The following is a 16,939-nucleotide window of genomic DNA, read 5'->3' on the forward strand; positions in this document are numbered from 1 at the left end:
GGGCCGGGGCACGGGATGGTCGCTGTGTGCCGCGCGCGTATCCTGGAGGCTCGCAGGACCATTCGAGAGGGGAGCGCGCCGTGGGTCGACCTGAGGCCTTCTACCGCCTGTACGAGCGGCGGCTGGCGCGCGGCCTGGACCCGGAGCGGCTGCCCCGGCACATCGGTGTGCTGGTGGACGGCAACCGTCGCTGGGCCCGCGCGTTCGGGGCGTCCACGCAGCAGGGCCACCAGGCCGGCGCCGAGCGCATCCTCGACTTCATCGGCTGGTGCGACGAGGCCGGCATCCCCGTGGTCACGCTCTACATGCTCTCCACCGAGAACCTGCGGCGCCCGGCGGAGGAGCTCGCCCCGCTCCTGGAGATCATCCAGACGACGGCGGAGCGCCTCGCCCAGCCGGCCGAGGGCCGCGCCCCCGTGTGCGTGCAGCCGGTCGGCGCGGTGGACCTGCTCCCCGAGCCCATGGCGCGGCGGCTCGCCGAGGTGGCCGAGCAGACCAAGGACCACGACGGCGTGCACGTGAACGTGGCCGTGGGCTACGGGGGTCGCCAGGAGATCCTCGACGCCGTGCGCGAGCTGCTGCGGGACGAGCACGCCCTGGGCCACAGCGCGGCGGAGGTGGCCGAGTCCGTCACCGTCGAGCAGATCGCGGACCGGCTCTACACGCGCGGCCAGCCGGACCCGGACCTGGTCATCCGCACGTCCGGGGAGCAGCGGCTCTCCGGGTTCCTGCTCTGGCAGTCCGCGTACTCGGAGTTCTACTTCTGCGAGGCCATGTGGCCCGCGTTCCGCAAGGTCGACTTCCTGCGTGCCCTGCGCGACTACGGCAGCCGTCAGCGCCGGTTCGGCACCTGACGGTCGGCGCGGCCCCACCACAGGCCCAGCAGCACCCCGACGACGGCCCCGGCCAGGTGGCCGGTCCACGAGATGCCGGGGGCCGGCAGCAGGCCGATCAGGCTCGAGCCCAGGTGCGTGAGCGCGACGAGCACGGAGACGACGACCGCCCCGATCCGCCGCACCGCGACCCCGTAGACGATCAGGAACGCGATCAGCGCGTACACGATCCCGGAGGCGCCGATGTGCACGCCCGGGGTGCCGATCGCCCAGGTCAGCAGGCCCGAGCCCAGCCAGGCGCAGACGAGCAGGGCCACCGGCCGGCGCGAGACCAGGGCGGCCAGCGGACCGAGGACGAGCAGCGCCGTCGTGTTGCCGATCAAGTGGGCCCAGCCGGCGTGCAGCACGGGGGAGAACAGGACCCCGTCGAGGCCGTCGAGGCGCCGCGGGATCAGGCCCACGCCGGGGATGATCACCCGGCCGAGGAAGATCAGCACGACCTGCGCGACCCACATGGCCGTGATCAGCACGGCGGTGGGCGCGACGGCGCCCAGCAGGCGGCCGCCGGCGCGCTCGGCCAGGGTCGGGGCGGGGGCCGGGCCGCCCGGCCGATCGGGCAGGCCGGGGGACGGGCGGTGCATGCTCATGGGCCCTCCTGGGGACGGGGAGCGGGCGGCCGTCGGGACGTCGGCGGCGCGTCTCCAGTGTAGGGAGCGCGGGACGTCGGGGCCGTGGCGGGGCTCGGACGGACCGTCACCGCGACTTCATCCCGGGTTCACCGTGCCGGGACCCGGCGGACGACGCCGCTTCCTAGCGTGGCCCGTGGGCGGACCCCCGCACGCACGGTTCACCGGCACAGGAGGCAGACATGGTGGCAGAGCTCGTGGAGCACGCGCAGACCCGGCAGGAGCCGCCGAGGCCGAACCGGCCGGGCCAGGCGCGTGCCGAGGCGGGGCCGGCGGAGGCGACCGGCCTGCGGACCTACGTGGTGGACACGTCCGTGCTGCTCTCGGACCCGCGCGCCCTGCTGCACTTCGCCGAGCACGAGGTGGTCCTGCCGCTCGTGGTGGTCTCGGAGCTCGAGGCCAAGCGCGCCGACCCCGACCTCGGCTACTACGCGCGCACGGCCCTGCGCCTGCTCGACGACCTGCGCGGCCGCCACGGCGCGCTGGACCAGCCCGTGCCGATCACCCCCGAGGGCGGCACGCTGCGGATCGAACTGAACCACGTGTCCGTGGACGTGCTGCCCCTGGGCATCCGCGGCACGGACAACGACTCCCGCATCCTCGCCGTCGCGAAGGCGCTCGCGGACGAGGGCGCCACGGTCACGGTCGTGTCCAAGGACCTGCCGATGCGCGTGAAGGCGGCGGCCATGGGCCTCGCCGCGGACGAGTACCGCCACGAGCTCGTGCGTGACTCGGGCTGGCGCGGCACCGTCTCCCTCAGCGTGGCGCAGGAGCGGCTGGACGCCCTCTACGACGACGGCGAGGTCGACCTGGCCGGCGTCCCGCTGGGGACCCTGACCGGCACGGGCGTCGAGACCGGGCCGGAGGAGGCCCCGGCCGAGGCGGACCGCCTGCCGGTCAACACGGGGCTGGTGCTCACCGCGCCCCGGGGCTCCGCTCTGGCCCGGGTCGGCGAGGGCGGCCGAGCCTGCCTGGTGCGCGGGGACCGCGACGTGTTCGGCCTGCACGGCCGCTCCGCCGAGCAGCGGCTGGCCATCGAGCTGCTGACGGATCCGAGCGTGGGCATCGTCTCCCTCGGCGGCCGCGCGGGCACCGGCAAGTCCGCGCTGGCGCTGTGCGCGGGCCTCGACGCCGTGATGGAGCGCCGCGAGCACCGCAGGGTGGTCGTGTTCCGCCCGCTGTACGCCGTCGGCGGCCAGGACCTGGGCTACCTGCCCGGCTCCGAGGGCGACAAGATGGGCCCGTGGGCGCAGGCCGTGTTCGACACCCTGGGCGCGCTCGTCTCCCCGTCCGTGGTGGACGAGGTGGTGGACCGCGGGATGCTGGAGATCCTGCCGCTGACGCACATCCGCGGCCGCTCGCTGCACGATGCGTGGGTGATCGTGGACGAGGCGCAGTCGCTCGAGCGGAACGTGCTGCTCACGGTGCTGAGCCGGATGGGCCGCAACTCGAAGGTGGTGCTGACCCACGACGTCGCCCAGCGGGACAACCTGCGCGTGGGCCGGCACGACGGCATCGCGGCCGTGGTGGAGCGCCTCAAGGGCCACCCGCTGTTCGGGCACGTGACGCTGACCCGTTCCGAGCGCTCGCCGATCGCCGCGCTGGTCACGGACCTGCTGGAGGAGGGCCGGGCCTGAGCCGGCGGCGGGGCCGGGCATGAAAAAGGGGCCGCTGCCGAAGCAGCGGCCCCCGGCGGGGGTGCTCGGCCCCGCGGAGGGGGGATGGGGGACCGAGGAAGCCCGCCACCATGGCCCCTTTGAAACGGGATTGAGGCCATGGGGTCTGTGTGAGCCCCGTACGTCCATCAGACGGCCGGAAGCTCGTGACTTCAGAGTAGACCCGTGCGGGGGGGGGCGTCGCAATGGGCGGCTCCGGTTGCGCTGTGGGCAGAACACCGGGTGGCCGGACCGTGAACGCGAGGTGGCCGGATCGCCCTGTGGACGGCGACCCGGCGTGTGCGCCGTCCGGCCTAGGCTGGGCGCATGAGCGGGGTGGGATGGGCGTGGGCGCACGGTGCGCCGGCGACGGCGGTGCTGTGGTCCCTGGGACTGGTGTGGTTCGCGGTGTGCACGGGCGTGCTCGTGCGCACGGACCTGCGCGAGCACCGGCTGCCGAACCGATGGACGCTGCGGCTGGCGCTGGGCGGGTTGACGATGATGACCGGGGGAGCGCTGCTGGCGGGCCGGGGTGACCTGGCCCTCTGCAGCCTGCTGGGCGGTCTCGGCTACACCGTGGCCATGCTCGCGCTGCACGTGCTCAGCCGCGGCGGCCTCGGGATGGGCGACGTGAAGCTGGCCGGCGGGCTGGGCGTGTACACGGGGGCGCTCGGCCCGACGGCGGTGCTCGCCGCCGGGGTGGGCGCGATCCTGCTCGGCGGCGTCGTGGCGGGGCTGCTGGTGCTCGCGGGTCGGGCGACGGGGCGGACGGCGCTGCCGTTCGGGCCGGCGATGGTGGCGGCGGCCGCCGGAGTGCTGGTGCTGGCGTGAACCACGAGCGGCCGCCCTCCGCACGGGAGGACGGCCGCTCGTCGTCGTGGTCCGGGAGGCGGCGTCGCGCCGCTCACCGGATCCGCCGGATCACTCCGGGTGGGTCATGGACATGGTGTCCAGGGCCTTGTCCAGCTGCTCCTCGGTGACCTCGCCGCGCTCGACGTAGCCGAGGTCCACGACGGCCTCGCGCACGGTCATCTTGTTCGCGACGGAGTGCTTGGCGATCTTGGCGGCGGCCTCGTAGCCGATCACCTTGTTCAGGGGGGTCACGATGGACGGCGAGGCACCGGCGAGGAAGGCGCAGCGCTCCTCGTTGGCCTCGATGCCGTCGATCATCTTGTCCGCCATGACGCGCGTCGTGTTGGCCAGCAGGCGGATGGACTCGAGCAGGTTGGCGGCCATCACCGGGATGCCCACGTTGAGCTCGAACGCGCCGTTGGTGGAGGACAGGGCGACGGTGGTGTCGTTGCCGATCACCTGGGCGCACACCATGATCGCGGCCTCGCAGATCACGGGGTTGACCTTGCCCGGCATGATCGAGGAGCCCGGCTGCAGGTCCGGGATGGCGATCTCACCGAGGCCGGTGTTCGGGCCGGAGCCCATCCACCGCAGGTCGTTGTTGATCTTCATGATCGAGTACGCGATGTTCCGCAGCTGACCGGAGGCCTCCACGAGGCCGTCACGGTTGGCCTGGGCCTCGAAGTGGTTGCGGGCCTCGGTCAGCGGCAGGCCGGTCTCCTCGGCGAGCAGCTCGATCACGCGGGCGGAGAAGCCCTGGGGCGTGTTGATGCCGGTGCCCACGGCGGTGCCGCCGAGCGGGACCTCGGCCACGCGGGGCAGCGCGCACTGGATGCGCTCGATGCCGTAGCGGACCTGCGCGGCGTAGCCGCTGAACTCCTGGCCCAGGGTCACCGGGGTGGCGTCCATGAGGTGGGTGCGGCCGGACTTCACGATGCCGGCGAAGTCCTCCGCCTTCTTCTCGAGGGAGACGGCCAGATGGTCCAGCGCCGGGACGAGGTCGTTCACGAGGGCGGCGGTGACGGCCACGTGCACGGAGGTCGGGAACACGTCGTTCGAGGACTGGGAGGCGTTGACGTGGTCGTTGGGGTGCACCTCGTCCTCGGAGCCGGCCTCCTTCAGGGCGCGGGTGGCGAGGGTGGCGAGCACCTCGTTGGTGTTCATGTTCGAGGAGGTGCCGGAGCCGGTCTGGAACACGTCGATCGGGAACTGGTCGTCGTGGTCGCCGGCGATGACCTGGTCCGCGGCGGCGACGATGGCGTCCGCGCGCTCCTGCGAGATGATGCCCAGCTCGGCGTTCGCCTTGGCCGCGGCCTTCTTGACCTGCGCGAGGGCGTGGATGTGGGCGGGCTCGAGGCCCTTGCCGGAGATCGGGAAGTTCTCCACGGCGCGCTGGGTCTGTGCACGGTAGAGCGCGTTCACCGGCACCTTCACCTCGCCCATGGTGTCGTGCTCGATGCGGAACTGCTGATCGGTGTTCTCTGCGGTCATGATCACATCCTAGGACGGCGTGGGCGCCCGGTGCCGCACCGGACGCCCGACGTCGTCAGACCGCCAGGTCGCCGTGCACGCGGCCCGGTCGAGCGGTGCCCTCGGACAGCGAGTAGGTGAGCCCGACGACGGCGGTGCGCCCCGACTCGACGGCCGCGCGGACGGACTGCGAGGTCTCCAGGAGGTGGTCGCAGGTCTGGTCCACGTGCTCGGCCACGAACTCGTCGACCTCCTCCAGACCGCGGCGGCGCCCCGCCAGCACGGACGGGATGATGCGCTCCACGAGGGGGCGCACGAAGCCGCGCGGCATGGTGCCGGAGATGTAGGACTCGACCGTCGCCGTGACGGCGCCGCACGAGTTGTGGCCCAGGACGATGACGAGCGGGATCTCCAGCACGTCCACGCCGTACTCGATGGAGCCCAGCACGGCGTCGTCGATCACGTGGCCAGCCGTGCGCACCACGAACACGTCGCCGAGCCCCAGGTCGAAGATGATCTCGGCCGCCAGGCGGGAGTCGGCGCAGCCGAAGATCACGGCGACCGGGGCCTGGCCGGCGGTCAGGTCGCTGCGCCGCTCCGCGTTCTGGTTCGGGTGGCTCGGCTCGCCCGCCACGAAGCGGCGGTTGCCGTCGGCGAGGACCTCCCACGCCTCCGCGGGGGTCAGGTCGGAGGTGGGGACGACGACGTCGGGGGCCGGCGTCGTCTCGGGGCGGGTATGGGGGGTCATCGGGTCTCCTTCGCGACGCCGTGCGCCAGGTCTTCGAGGACGGCGCGGTCGCCGGTGGTGGTCAGCACCACGGTGCTGCCGTCCACCTCCGACACGAGCCGTCGCTCCGGCTTCTTCGGATCGGCGTGGAGGTCCCACGCGATCCCGTCGATCTCGATCGTCTCCGACGCCGGGACCTGGTCCACCCGCAGGCTCACCCAGGTGGGGTCGACGTCCTCGGCCTGCTGCAGGCCCGCGAACACCGTGTCCGTGACCACCCAGCCGACGTCCCACGTGGAGACGCCGTCCAGCTTCTGCAGGCGGGCGTAGTTGGCATACCAGGACTCCGGCACCTCGGGCGCCAGGGCCGGCAGGTCGCCGTCGTCGTGGGGGACCGTGGCGGCCTCGGCGGCGACGTCGACGCGGTCCTCACGGGGCCGCTGCGGCGGCTCCGGGTTGAGCAGGAGGACCACGGCCACGATCGCCAGCAGAGCCGCCAGGGAGAGCACCATGGCCATCCACGGCTGCCGGGCCCGCTGCGCCTGCGTGGCGGTCAGGACGGGACGGGGGGCGGGGGCGTGGGGGTCGGCGGAGCTCACGGTCAGCATTGTGCCACCCACGGGAGGCCGCCCCCGTAGGATGAGGACCGGGGCAGAGCCGCCCTCACGCCCCGTCTCGTGCGGACGGAGCGCCGCGAGCAAGGATCGGAGCAGCGATGACCAGCGCGTCCTCGGAGAAGACCGGCTACGAGAATCACGTCCCGGACCGCAACCTGGCCATGGAGTTGGTGCGGGTGACCGAGGCGGCGGCCATCGCCGCGAGCCCCTGGGTGGGCTACGGGGACAAGAACAAGGCGGACGGCGCCGCGGTGGACGCGATGCGCGCGTTCATGGACACCGTGGCCATGGACGGCACCGTGGTGATCGGCGAGGGCGAGAAGGACGAGGCCCCCATGCTGTTCAACGGCGAGCAGGTCGGCGACGGCTCCGGCGCCGCCGTGGACGTGGCCGTGGACCCGATCGACGGCACCCGCCTGACCGCCATGGGCTACAACAACGCGCTCTCCGTCTTCGCGGTGGCCGAGCGCGGCACCATGTTCGACCCGTCGGCCGTGTTCTACATGGACAAGCTCGTGGTGGGCCCCGAGGCCGCCGACTTCGTGGACATGCGCCTGCCGGTGAAGCAGAACGTGAACCTCGTGGCCAAGGCCCTGGACAAGCCCGTCTCCCAGGTGACCGTGTGCGTGCTGGACCGCCCCCGCCACGAGGGCCTGGTCAAGGAGATCCGCCAGGCCGGCGCCCGCGTGAAGTTCATCCTGGACGGCGACGTCGCCGGCGCCATCGCCGCCGCCCGCCCGGGCACCGGCGTGGACATGATGATGGGCATCGGCGGCACCCCGGAGGGCATCGTCACCGCGTGCGCGATCAAGGCCACCGGCGGCATCATCCAGGGCCGCCTGGCCCCCACCGACGACGCCGAGAAGCAGAAGGCCCTCGACGCCGGCCTCGACCTCGACGCGGTGCTGACCACGAACGAGCTGGTCACCTCCGACCACTGCTACTTCGCGGCCACCGGCATCACCGACGGCGACCTGCTGCGCGGTGTGCGCTTCGCCGACGGCCGCGTGCACACGCAGTCCATCGTGATGCGCTCGTCGTCCGGCACGGTCCGCACCGTGGACGCCGAGCACGACGTGAAGAAGTGGTCCAAGTGGCTGGGGGACCGCGACGCCCGCTGAGCCCGCGGGCCGGTCTGCCGGGCTCAGCCCCGCGGCAGGCCGGCCACGTGCACCGTCGCCGGGGCGCCGGCCGCGGCGCGGACGGCCAGCGGGCCGGACGCCGTCTCCGCGGCGGGCAGGAACACGGCCTCGCCCGGGCCCAGCTCGATCTCCTGGCCTGCCAGGGCCAGGCTCGCCGTGCCGCGGGTGACCACCGCGATCCCGGGCCCGTGCACGTCGAGCCCGTGGACGGCGTCGTCCTCGAGCGTGGCCTGGAGCAGCTCGAACTCCTCGAACGGCGGGCGGAAGGCCACCACGGAGTCGGCCACGCGCTCGGGCTCGGTGGAGGGCACCGGCAGCGCCTCGAAGGTGACCACGCGGCGCAGCTCGGGCACGTCCATGTGCTTCGGGGTGAGCCCGCCGCGCAGCACGTTGTCCGAGGCCGCCATGACCTCCACGCCCAGCCCGTGCAGGTACGCGTGCACGTTGCCGGCGGGCAGATGGATGGCCTGACCCGGGGCCAGGTCCACGCGGTTGAGCAGGATGGCCACCACCACGCCGGGGTCGTCCGGGTGGTGCTGGGCGACCTCGAGGGCCGTGGCCAGCGAGGGGTCGCGCTCGGCCAGGTCCGGCGCAGCCCGCAGCACGTCCACGACCTGCGCCACGGCGCCGGGGGCGCCCCACACGGAGTCCGGGTCGAGGATCGAGGTGAACGCGTCCTCGAGGTCCCCGGCGGCGAGGGCCTGGCTGATCCGGGCGGCGGCGACGGCGACGGCGGACGTGTCCCCGTCCGCCCGCTCCGTGAGGGCGCGGGCCAGGGCCTCGAAGCTGTCCGAGGAGACCTCGGGGGAGCGGAAGCCGCACATCGCCGCGAAGGGGGTCAGCGCGAGCAGCATCTCCGGCTTGTGGTTCGCGTCCTTGTAGTTGCGCTCCGGGGCGTCGACCGGCACGCCGGCGGCCTCCTCCGCGGCGTGGCCCGCGCGGGCCTGCTCCAGGGTGGGGTGCGCCTGGATGGACAGCGGGGCGCTCGCGGCGAGCAGCTTCATCAGGAAGGGCAGTCGGCCCTCCGGTGCTGCGGGTCCGAGGCAGTGCTCGGGGTCCGCGGCCACCACCTCGTCCAGGCCGACGTGGGCGCCGTCCCTCACGACGGCGACGCACGGGGCGCCCGGATGGTCGCCCAGCCACAGCTCGGCCTCGGGGCGGCCGGTGGGCTCGCGTCCCTGCAGGTCGGCGAGGAGCGTGGGGGAGCCCCAGGCGTAGTCACGGATCACGGGCTTCAGGACGTGCATGCGCCCAGCCTAGATCAGCCCGTCGGCCCGCGCGTCGCGCCTCACGGGGCGGGGACGCACAGCCCGTTCGTCGAGGACGCGTGGTTCAGCACGTCCTCCTGGCCCAGGTCCTCGGCCGTCATCAGGTCCTCGGCGGTGAAGGGCTCGCCGTCGGAGCGGGTCGGCGGGGCCGGCCACGTGGCCGGGTCATCCTCGTCGACGTCGGGGGTCTGCGTCTCCTGCGCGACGACGGCCAGCGCGGTGAGCAGCGGCGTCGCCGTGACGCCGGTCGGGTCCGACCCGGCGGTCACGGACTCGTCGGCCAGCATCTCGTCCACGCGGCGGTGGACGAGGTCGTAGTCGGGATAGGTGGTGAAGTGGGTGCCCGTGTCGCCGAAGTCGGGCGGGCCGACGGTCAGCCGCCGCATCCTCTGGCCGCGCGAGCGCTCGGCGAGGTCCACGAACGTGCCCAGCTGGGACTGCGGCAGGTCGGTGGTCACGATCTGCTGGCCCGCCGCGAGGATCTCCTCGAAGCGGGTGAGCACGGTGGCGGGGCTGAACTGCTCCAGCATCGCCGCCTGCATGCACTGCTGCCGGCGGATGCGGGCGTAGTCGGTGGACCAGTGCCGGGAGCGGGCGAAGGCGAGCGCATCGTCGCCGTTGAAGTGGTGGGTGCCCGGCTCCCACCAGATGTTGCCCCAGGCGCCGTCGGGCCGGACGCCGCGGTGGACCACGTAGCCGCCGCTGACGACGTCCACCCCGCCCATGGCGTCGATCAGCTGGGCGAAGCCGCCCATGTCCATGAGGGCGTAGCCGGAGATGTCCAGCCCGAGGATGCCGCCGGCGGCGTCCTTCATGGCCTCGGCGCCGGGGTGTTCGGCGTCCGGGTAGAGGTCTGCGTGATGCTCCTCCACGTCCGTGTAGAGGGCGTTGAGGATGCACTCGTCGCCGCAGTCGAAGCCGTTCGGGTAGACGTCCCACAGCGGGGAGCCCTCGATGAACGGCACGTCCTGGAGGTTGCGGGGCAGGGAGAACATCACGATGGCGCCGGTGCGGGCGTCCACGGAGACCACGTGCATGGAGTCCGGGCGCAGCCCCTGCCGGCCCTCGCCGGCGTCCGCGCCCAGGACCAGGATGTTGTAGCGGCCCTCGGCCTCCGGGACGGCCGGTCCCTCCTGGAATACCTCGCCGAGCGCCCCGCGGCTCGTGTTCGCGGCCCAGCCGCCGTAGAGCAGGGCGCCGCTGGTGAGCACGAGCGCGAGCGCGGTGACCGCCGCCGTGATCTTCCGCGCGCCGGGGGCGAGCAGGTGCAGCCGGATCAGCCGGAACGTGTCCACCCACAGCACCGCCCAGCCCACCGCCAACGCCGCCAGGACCACCGCCAGTCCGAGCAGCACGCCGTCCCGGGCCATGAGTGAGATCAGGCTCGCGCGGGAGACCAGCCACCACAGCAGCCCGAGGAGCAGCACGGCCCACACGGTGACGGTGACCCGCAGCGCCACGCGGCCGAGCCGGCGGCTGCCGGCGACGAGCTGGGCGCCGCCGGGGACCAGCAGGGTCAGGGTGGTGAGGATCAGCGCCCGGCGGGTGCGCTCGGTGGGGGAGGCGACGCGCGGGTCCCGAAGCGGGTCGGGCTGCGCGTGACCGGCGGGCACGGATCCGGGGGCGGTCGACATCAGCGGTCGGCGGCCATCCGCTCGCGCAGGCGGGCTCCCTTGGCCCGGGCCTGGGCGTTGAGCTCGTCGGCGTGCTCGGCGAGGGCGGCGCGCAGGCGGTCGCCCTCCGCGGTGTCGGCCGAGGCGAGGATGCGGGCGGCCAGCAGGCCGGCGTTGCGGGCGCCGTCGATGGAGACGGTGGCCACCGGCACGCCGGCCGGCATCTGGACGATCGAGAGCAGGGAGTCCATCCCGTCCAGGCTCTTGAGCTTCACGGGCACGCCGATCACGGGCAGGGGGGTGACGGCGGCGAGCATCCCGGGCAGGTGCGCCGCGCCGCCCGCGCCGGCCACGATCACGCGGATGCCGCGCTGGTGCGCGCGGGCGCCGAACTCCACCATCTCGTGGGGCATGCGGTGCGCGGAGACCACGCCGACCTCGACGGGCACGTCGAGCTCGCGCAGGGCCTCGGCGGCCGCGCTCATCACGGGCCAGTCGGAGTCGGAGCCCATCACGACGGAGACGACCGGGGCGTCGTCCTGCAGGGGCTGGGCAGGGGTCTGGGGCGTGGCGGTCATGGGCGGGCCTCCGTCTCGGTGCCGGTGGTGGGGGCGTCGTCGCGCAGGAGTGCGGCGGCGGACTCGGCGGTCCGCACGGCCTCCTCGAGGCTGAGGCCGTGGTCCGCGACGACGTTGACGTGACCGACCTTGCGTCCCGGGCGCACGTCCTTGCCGTAGAGGTGGACCTTGGCCTGCGGGTGGGCGGCGAGGGCCGCGACGCTGCCGGCGTGCAGGTCCTCGCGGGCGCCGCCGAGGACGTTCTTCATCACGACGCCGGCCCCGCGGGGGGCCGTCTGGCCCAGCGGCAGGTCGAGCACGGCGCGGACGTGCTGTTCGAACTGCCCGGTGACGGCGCCGTCCATGGACCAGTGGCCGGAGTTGTGGGGGCGCATGGCCAGCTCGTTCACCTGGAAGCCGGGGCCGACCCCCGGCGTCTCGAACAGCTCGACCGCGAGCATGCCGGTGACGTCCAGCTCCTCGGCGAGGCGGACGGCCGCGGCGGTCGCGGCCGCGGCGACGGCCGGGTCGAGGTCCTGGGCCGGGGCGACCACGAGGTCGCACACGCCGGCCACCTGGACCGAGTCGACCACGGGGTAGACGGCCACCTCACCGGAGGGGGTGCGCGCCACCTGCGCGGAGAGCTCACGGGAGAAGGGGACGAGGGCCTCGGCCAGCAGCGGGGTGATGCCGGCGCCGAGCCACGCGGCCAGGGTGCCGTCCGCGGCGGAGGCGCGGGCGTCGTCGGCGTCGTCGAGTTTGAGCACACCCTTGCCGTCGTAGCCGCCGCGGGGGGTCTTGAGGATCATCGGCCAGCCGTGCTCGTCGCCGAAGGCGAGGACGGCCTCGAGGTCGTCGACCGGTGCCCACGCCGGGTTCGGCAGGCCCATCCGCTCGACGGCGGCGCGCATGACCAGCTTGTCCTGGGCGTGCTGCAGGGCCTCGGGGCCGGGGCGCACGGCGACGCCGGCCTCCTGCAGGGCCCGCAGGTGCTCGGTGGGCACGTGCTCGTGGTCGAAGGTGACCACGTCCACCGTGGCCGCGAACGCGCGCAGGTCCGCCAGGTCCGCGTGGTCGCCGACCATGTGGGGGGCGACCTGGGCCGCTGACGCGTCCGGGGCCTCCGCGAGCACGCGGAAGGGCACACCGAGCTCCGCGGCGGCGCCCGCCATCATGCGGGCCAGCTGCCCGCCGCCGATCACACCGAGTCGAGGGGAAGTCACCCGCACAGGGTAGTCGGACCGGCTGAGAACTCCGTCACGGAGGGGCGGCCGATGCCGGATCCGAGGAGGGCGCGCGCCGGGGGCGCGGCTACAGTGTTCCCCAGCCCTGCGCGGGTCCGCCTCGCGTCCACACCCCCGTCCCCGTCCCGAACCGAGGAGTCCACGCCCATGCTGTCCGATCTCTGGGGCCGCCTGACCGGGATGGTCGCCCTGCTGTGGCGGGAGGTGGCCAAGTTCGGCACCGTCGGTGCGGCCGCGTTCGTGGTGGACTCGCTCGTCTTCTGGTGGATGATGACCGGCCCGCTCGAGGGGTCCAACGTCAAGGCCAAGATCGTGGGCGGCGTCGTCGCCACCCTGTTCAGCTGGGTCGCCAACCGCTACTGGACGTTCCGCGAGAAGCGCTCGTCCAACAAGACCCGCGAGCTCGTCATGTTCCTGCTGATGAACGCGATCGGCCTGGGCATCCAGGCGGGCTGCGTGTTCATCGCGCAGTATTTGATGGGCGTGACGGACCCGGGCGGCCTGTTCATCGCCGGCAACGTGGTGGGCCTGTTCTTCGGCACCGTGTTCCGCTACTTCGCCTACCGGTTCTGGGTGTTCAAGGAGGAGCTGGACGTGGAGCCCGGCTTCGCCAACGACATCGCGATCATCACCGGCCAGATGCCCGTGCTGCGCGACGAGCAGCTGCACCCGCACGGCCGCCACGAGGCGCGGGGCCGCCCGGCCGAGCGCCACGTCCGTCGGGACGATGGCCCGGCCCGCCACCGCGCCTCCTGAGCCCGGAGCTCTGAGCCCGGTGCGCTGAGCCCGGCGCGCGGGTCCGCAATCCCGCCCCGTCAGGGGTGCACCTGCACCGCCCGCCCGGCGTCCCACGCCTGCAGCACGGCCCGCATCCCCGCCCACGTGAGGCGGGGGCGCGGGCCGTCGTCGTCCTGGTCTTCGTCAGTTCGGGCGTCCCCGTCCGCCGCGGCGACGTCGGCGGCCGGCAGGGCCTCGGGGCGCACGTGGTCCACGGGGCCGGGCAGGGCGTCGGGCTGGCCGAGGATCTCGGCGGCCACGTCCACCACGGACGGGTCGGCCGCGGTGCCGCCGGTCGGGAGCTCGAGCCCGCGGGGCAGCGCGACGGCGAACACGGCGGTGGCCGGGTCGGTCCAGCGCTCAGGGCGGTCGGTGAGGACGGCCGCGGGGGTGGCGCCGTCGTCGGCGGGCTTGGCGCCGGCGCAGAGCACGCCGAGGGCCAGGGCGTGGGAGAGCCAGTGGGCGGGCAGGTCCAGGGCCACCGGGTCGCCGGGGCCGAGGCCCTCGTCCGCCAGCAGGCCGGCCGTCTTGGCCGCCCAGTTCACGGTGACGCGGCCGGAGAGCTCGATGCGCTGGTCCACGGCGCCGTGCTCGCCGGGGGCGCCCGGTTCCTGGACGAGCGCGGGGCGCGGTGAGGAGGCCAGGCGCAGCACGAGGGGGCCGGTGGAGTGGGGCGCGGAGAGGGAGACCATGCACCCAGTCTGGCACCCCGATCCCGCGCCGCGGCGGCCCCCGGGGTCGGCCCCGGGGCCGAGGTCCGGGGCCCCGGCGGGCCCGTGCTCGGCTTGACGGGACACGAATCACACCGATGTAATGAAGGCCGGGTCAGCGGCCTCTCACAGGGGCCGCACCGGCTTGTCCGGGGCCCGCGCGGACCGGCAGGAGAACGGGATCCCGCGTCAGCCACGTCGATCCCGGGAAGAGGCGTCACACATGGAGCAGACCCAGCGAGTCGAGGACGCGCACCGCGCCGAGTCGGCGCAGGCGGCGGCGCCTCGCCCGCGCGGAGTCCCCAGTGACTGGTTCCTGGACCCGGCCGATCCGCTGGCCGGCGCCGACGCCGCCACCCTGGAGGACCAGGCCACCGCCCTGCTCTCCGCCCACGACCTCGAGGACGAGGCCGGCACCCCGTCCGCCACCGTCACCGCCCTCTTCCCGGGTGACCCCGGCCGGCCGGTCGAGGCCGCGCCCGTCGCGGACGACTGGGCCGCGATCCCGGGCCTGGTCACCGAGCCCGTCGAGGGCGAGCTGGCCTGGCAGGTGGACGCGCTGTGCGCCCAGACGGACCCCGAGGCGTTCTTCCCGGAGAAGGGCGGCTCCACGCGGGACGCCAAGCGCGTGTGCGAGGCCTGCGTGGTCAAGGACCAGTGCCTCGAGTACGCCATGGAGAACGACGAGCGCTTCGGCATCTGGGGCGGCCTCTCCGAGCGGGAGCGCCGCCGGCTGCGCCGCGCCCGCGCCTGACGCCCGGCGGCCACCCGGCCCCGGCTCAGCCGCGGCCCCAGCTGGGGTCGAGCACCTGCGGGTCCACGCCCAGGGCCTCGGCGCAGCGGCTCAGTGCTACCCCGTAGACGGCCCCCTCGAGGTCGGCCGGGTCGGCCGCGTCCCGCAGCGGCCGCTCGAACAGGGTGATCAGCACCCCGTCCCGGCCCTGCCGCTCGGCCCGCGCGAACAGCGCCTCCTCATCCCGTTCCCGGCCGGCGTGCAGCTCGCGCAGCCGTTCGTCGAGCCGGTCCGGGATGCGCTCCACCCGCGCGGTCACGTGCCGCAGCCCGGGGGCCTCCAGCGCCGCCAGCCGGTCGACGGCCTTCTCGACGGCGGTCAGCAGTGCCTCGCCGCGGCCCCGCTCGGAGCGCAGGCCGAAGGGGCGGGGGTGGCGCAGCCCGCGGCCGCGGCGGTCGCGCGTGCGCCGCGCGCCGTGGCCGCCCGCGCCGGACGCGGCGGCGCCCGGCTGAGGGGCTCCCGTCTCGACCGGGCCGCCGGACGTGCCCCGCTCCGGGCCCGCGGCGTCGCCCGCCCGGAACGGCAGGGGGTCGAGGGGATCGGAGGCGGCGGACGCGGTCATGCGCGCCATGGTAGGCCACCGCCCCGGGCCGTCCGCCGAGTAGGGTGGCGGGCGTGGGACCCATGCGACGCTGCAGCAAGACCGGATGCCAGAGCCCTGCCCTGGCCACGCTGACGTACAACTACGCGGACTCGCAGGTGGTCATCGGGCCTCTGTCGCGCCGGGCGGAGCCGCACACGTACGACCTCTGCGGCGAGCACGCTCGGCGCACCACGGCCCCGCGCGGCTGGGAGGTGCTGCGGCTGGAGCTGCCCGAGCACTATGAGGCCCTCGACGCGGACGGCGGAGTGCGCACGGTCCCCACCCGGCCCATGGCCGCCCCGCCGGCCCGCCCCGGGCTGCGCGTGGTGCGTGACGGGGACTGACGCGGCACGTGTCGTGCCGTCCGGGGCGTCGCTAGGTGTAGGAGGTCATGACGTTGTTGACTCGGGCCGGGGCCAGTGAGGCCGGAGGAGCGTCTCCGCAGGAGGTATGAGGCCGATGGTAGTTGTAGTGGTTCACCCACACTGCCAACGCCTCACGCCGAGCTGTCTCTGAGGTATACGGGCGGGCGTAGAGGACCTCATCGACCATCAGCCGGTTGTAGCGTTCGACCTTCCCGTTATGGCGGGGCGTGTATGGGCGGATCCGGTGGTGCCGGCCCCCGAGCGAGACCACCTTGGCGGTGAACTCCGCGGCCCGATAGTTGTTCCCGTTGTCCGTGACCACCCGGTCCACGGTGATGCCGTGGGCGGCGAAGAACGCCCTCGCCCGGCAGAAGAACCCGATCGTGGTCACCGCTTTCTCATCCTCCAACGCCTCGGTGTACGCCAGGCGGGTGTACCCGTCGATCGCCGAGTGCAGGTAGGTGTACCCGACCCGCCGGCCAGGCCCGCGCTTGGCTGCTCGCGCGTTCTCGGAGTCCCGTCCGTGAGCACGCCAGCCGCCCCCCTCGGGGATGCGCCCGATCTTCTTCACGTCCAGGTGCACCATGTGCCCCGGGCCGCGGGCGGTGATCTTCTGCGGTCGTTGGCGCAGGTCCTCACCCGTGGGCGCGAGGTCTGGCAACCGGGAGATGCCCAGCCGGTGCAGCCACCTGCCCACCGTTCGGAGGCACACCCGGTGGCCTTCAGAGACGAGGTGGTGATGGATCCGGCGGGCCGACCACTTCTCCCTGCGACGCAGGGTCTGGATCTGGGCCACCACCTCGGGGTCGAGCTGGGCAGGTGAACGGTGCGGCCGGCTGGGCAGGTCCTGAAGGCCGGCCTCGCCTTCGGCACGGTAGCGGGCCACCCAGGTGGCCACCGTGGGCCGGCTCACCCGGAACTCGGCGGCCACGTGCGCCTGTGGGATCCCGTCGTGCAGGTGGCGGTGGACCATCCTGAGACGGCCGGTGGGAGTCAGGGGTGCATTAGCGTGAGTCATGAGTGGGTCTCTTTTCGGGCAGGTGGGTG

General features: G+C 74.0%; 18 protein-coding genes. 7 read left to right on the forward strand and 11 right to left on the reverse strand.

Annotation, left to right across the window (positions count from 1 at the left end; translation table 11 throughout):
* The first annotated feature begins 80 nt into the window (after window positions 1-80).
* Window positions 81-854 (forward strand): isoprenyl transferase, encoded by a 774-nt coding sequence (locus tag MLUT_RS14115; protein WP_010079317.1) that lies wholly within the window; start codon window positions 81-83, stop codon window positions 852-854.
* Here MLUT_RS14115 and MLUT_RS14120 read toward each other — a convergent pair.
* Window positions 833-1,480 (reverse strand): rhomboid family intramembrane serine protease, encoded by a 648-nt coding sequence (locus MLUT_RS14120; protein ID WP_010079316.1) that lies wholly within the window; start codon window positions 1,478-1,480, stop codon window positions 833-835. The genes MLUT_RS14115 and MLUT_RS14120 overlap by 22 nt on opposite strands.
* A gap of 221 nt (window positions 1,481-1,701) precedes the next feature.
* On the opposite strand from MLUT_RS14120, the gene phoH2 reads away from it, so the two are divergent.
* On the forward strand, window positions 1,702-3,156 hold the full coding sequence (phoH2, locus tag MLUT_RS14125; RefSeq protein ID WP_010079315.1) for an RNA 5'-3' helicase PhoH2: 1,455 nt from the start codon (window positions 1,702-1,704) through the stop codon (window positions 3,154-3,156).
* Between the two features lie 345 nt (window positions 3,157-3,501).
* On the forward strand, window positions 3,502-4,005 hold the full coding sequence (locus MLUT_RS14130) for a prepilin peptidase (protein WP_010079314.1): 504 nt from the start codon (window positions 3,502-3,504) through the stop codon (window positions 4,003-4,005).
* A gap of 90 nt (window positions 4,006-4,095) precedes the next feature.
* Here MLUT_RS14130 and MLUT_RS14135 read toward each other — a convergent pair whose 3' ends face one another.
* The 3 genes from MLUT_RS14135 to MLUT_RS14145 are packed head-to-tail and all read right to left on the reverse strand — an operon-like array spanning window position 4,096 to window position 6,831.
* Window positions 4,096-5,517, reverse strand: coding sequence for a class II fumarate hydratase (locus tag MLUT_RS14135; RefSeq protein WP_010079313.1), 1,422 nt, complete (start codon window positions 5,515-5,517; stop codon window positions 4,096-4,098).
* A 55-nt stretch (window positions 5,518-5,572) separates the two neighbouring features.
* Window positions 5,573-6,244, reverse strand: a complete 672-nt coding sequence (locus MLUT_RS14140) for a carbonic anhydrase (protein WP_010079312.1) — start codon at window positions 6,242-6,244, stop codon at window positions 5,573-5,575.
* Entirely contained in the window at window positions 6,241-6,831 is a 591-nt protein-coding gene (locus MLUT_RS14145) for a DUF4245 domain-containing protein (protein WP_010079311.1), read from the reverse strand. Before MLUT_RS14145 ends, MLUT_RS14140 begins: the two co-directional genes overlap by 4 nt.
* Window positions 6,832-6,938: 107 nt before the next feature.
* On the opposite strand from MLUT_RS14145, the gene glpX reads away from it, so the two are divergent.
* On the forward strand, window positions 6,939-7,961 hold the full coding sequence (glpX, locus tag MLUT_RS14150) for a class II fructose-bisphosphatase (RefSeq protein ID WP_010079310.1): 1,023 nt from the start codon (window positions 6,939-6,941) through the stop codon (window positions 7,959-7,961).
* Window positions 7,962-7,984: 23 nt separating this feature from the next.
* Here the strand turns inward: glpX and manA are convergent, their stop codons facing one another.
* The 4 genes from manA to MLUT_RS14170 are packed head-to-tail and all read right to left on the reverse strand — an operon-like array spanning window position 7,985 to window position 12,643.
* On the reverse strand, window positions 7,985-9,229 hold the full coding sequence (gene manA / locus MLUT_RS14155) for a mannose-6-phosphate isomerase, class I (protein ID WP_010079309.1): 1,245 nt from the start codon (window positions 9,227-9,229) through the stop codon (window positions 7,985-7,987).
* Window positions 9,230-9,270: 41 nt separating this feature from the next.
* The gene (locus MLUT_RS14160) at window positions 9,271-10,884 is read right to left on the reverse strand and encodes an LCP family protein (protein WP_010079308.1); all 1,614 of its coding nucleotides are present in this window, start codon (window positions 10,882-10,884) and stop codon (window positions 9,271-9,273) included.
* A complete protein-coding gene (purE, locus tag MLUT_RS14165; RefSeq protein ID WP_010079307.1) occupies window positions 10,884-11,441 on the reverse strand; it encodes a 5-(carboxyamino)imidazole ribonucleotide mutase in 558 nt (185 codons plus the stop codon). Before purE ends, MLUT_RS14160 begins: the two co-directional genes overlap by 1 nt.
* Window positions 11,438-12,643, reverse strand: a complete 1,206-nt coding sequence (locus tag MLUT_RS14170) for a 5-(carboxyamino)imidazole ribonucleotide synthase (protein WP_041779773.1) — start codon at window positions 12,641-12,643, stop codon at window positions 11,438-11,440. The genes purE and MLUT_RS14170 overlap by 4 nt, the downstream gene beginning before the upstream one ends.
* A gap of 168 nt (window positions 12,644-12,811) precedes the next feature.
* Here MLUT_RS14170 and MLUT_RS14175 point away from each other — a divergent pair, with 168 nt between their 5' ends.
* Window positions 12,812-13,420 (forward strand): GtrA family protein, encoded by a 609-nt coding sequence (locus MLUT_RS14175; protein WP_010079306.1) that lies wholly within the window; start codon window positions 12,812-12,814, stop codon window positions 13,418-13,420.
* A 59-nt stretch (window positions 13,421-13,479) separates the two neighbouring features.
* Here MLUT_RS14175 and MLUT_RS14180 read toward each other — a convergent pair whose 3' ends face one another.
* Window positions 13,480-14,133, reverse strand: a complete 654-nt coding sequence (locus MLUT_RS14180; protein WP_012750760.1) for a TIGR03089 family protein — start codon at window positions 14,131-14,133, stop codon at window positions 13,480-13,482.
* A 241-nt stretch (window positions 14,134-14,374) separates the two neighbouring features.
* Here MLUT_RS14180 and MLUT_RS24040 point away from each other — a divergent pair, with 241 nt between their 5' ends.
* A complete protein-coding gene (locus tag MLUT_RS24040; RefSeq protein ID WP_010079304.1) occupies window positions 14,375-14,905 on the forward strand; it encodes a WhiB family transcriptional regulator in 531 nt (176 codons plus the stop codon).
* Between the two features lie 25 nt (window positions 14,906-14,930).
* Here the strand turns inward: MLUT_RS24040 and MLUT_RS14190 are convergent, their stop codons facing one another.
* Complete coding sequence (locus MLUT_RS14190) at window positions 14,931-15,506, reverse strand: hypothetical protein (RefSeq protein ID WP_012750761.1); 576 nt, start codon at window positions 15,504-15,506, stop codon at window positions 14,931-14,933.
* Between the two features lie 62 nt (window positions 15,507-15,568).
* On the opposite strand from MLUT_RS14190, the gene MLUT_RS14195 reads away from it, so the two are divergent.
* Window positions 15,569-15,871, forward strand: a complete 303-nt coding sequence (locus tag MLUT_RS14195) for a DUF3499 family protein (RefSeq protein WP_010079302.1) — start codon at window positions 15,569-15,571, stop codon at window positions 15,869-15,871.
* Window positions 15,872-15,902: 31 nt separating this feature from the next.
* On the opposite strand, the gene MLUT_RS14200 is transcribed toward MLUT_RS14195, so the two are convergent.
* Window positions 15,903-16,910 (reverse strand): IS481 family transposase, encoded by a 1,008-nt coding sequence (locus tag MLUT_RS14200; protein ID WP_012750762.1) that lies wholly within the window; start codon window positions 16,908-16,910, stop codon window positions 15,903-15,905.
* Window positions 16,911-16,939: the final 29 nt, after the last annotated feature.

Source organism: Micrococcus luteus NCTC 2665, from assembly GCF_000023205.1.
GTDB lineage: Bacteria > Actinomycetota > Actinomycetes > Actinomycetales > Micrococcaceae > Micrococcus > Micrococcus luteus.

Coding starts and splice junctions, on each gene's coding strand:
- MLUT_RS14135 (WP_010079313.1), bottom strand. CDS start 5,517: ATGACCGCAGAGAACACCGATCAGCAGTTCCGCATCGAGCACGACACC.
- MLUT_RS14145 (WP_010079311.1), bottom strand. CDS start 6,831: ATGCTGACCGTGAGCTCCGCCGACCCCCACGCCCCCGCCCCCCGTCCC.
- MLUT_RS14130 (WP_010079314.1), top strand. CDS start 3,502: ATGAGCGGGGTGGGATGGGCGTGGGCGCACGGTGCGCCGGCGACGGCG.
- MLUT_RS14180 (WP_012750760.1), bottom strand. CDS start 14,133: ATGGTCTCCCTCTCCGCGCCCCACTCCACCGGCCCCCTCGTGCTGCGC.
- MLUT_RS14160 (WP_010079308.1), bottom strand. CDS start 10,884: ATGTCGACCGCCCCCGGATCCGTGCCCGCCGGTCACGCGCAGCCCGAC.
- glpX (WP_010079310.1), top strand. CDS start 6,939: ATGACCAGCGCGTCCTCGGAGAAGACCGGCTACGAGAATCACGTCCCG.
- phoH2 (WP_010079315.1), top strand. CDS start 1,702: ATGGTGGCAGAGCTCGTGGAGCACGCGCAGACCCGGCAGGAGCCGCCG.
- manA (WP_010079309.1), bottom strand. CDS start 9,229: ATGCACGTCCTGAAGCCCGTGATCCGTGACTACGCCTGGGGCTCCCCC.
- purE (WP_010079307.1), bottom strand. CDS start 11,441: ATGACCGCCACGCCCCAGACCCCTGCCCAGCCCCTGCAGGACGACGCC.
- MLUT_RS24040 (WP_010079304.1), top strand. CDS start 14,375: ATGGAGCAGACCCAGCGAGTCGAGGACGCGCACCGCGCCGAGTCGGCG.
- MLUT_RS14175 (WP_010079306.1), top strand. CDS start 12,812: ATGCTGTCCGATCTCTGGGGCCGCCTGACCGGGATGGTCGCCCTGCTG.
- MLUT_RS14200 (WP_012750762.1), bottom strand. CDS start 16,910: ATGACTCACGCTAATGCACCCCTGACTCCCACCGGCCGTCTCAGGATG.
- MLUT_RS14195 (WP_010079302.1), top strand. CDS start 15,569: ATGCGACGCTGCAGCAAGACCGGATGCCAGAGCCCTGCCCTGGCCACG.
- MLUT_RS14140 (WP_010079312.1), bottom strand. CDS start 6,244: ATGACCCCCCATACCCGCCCCGAGACGACGCCGGCCCCCGACGTCGTC.
- MLUT_RS14190 (WP_012750761.1), bottom strand. CDS start 15,506: ATGACCGCGTCCGCCGCCTCCGATCCCCTCGACCCCCTGCCGTTCCGG.
- MLUT_RS14120 (WP_010079316.1), bottom strand. CDS start 1,480: ATGAGCATGCACCGCCCGTCCCCCGGCCTGCCCGATCGGCCGGGCGGC.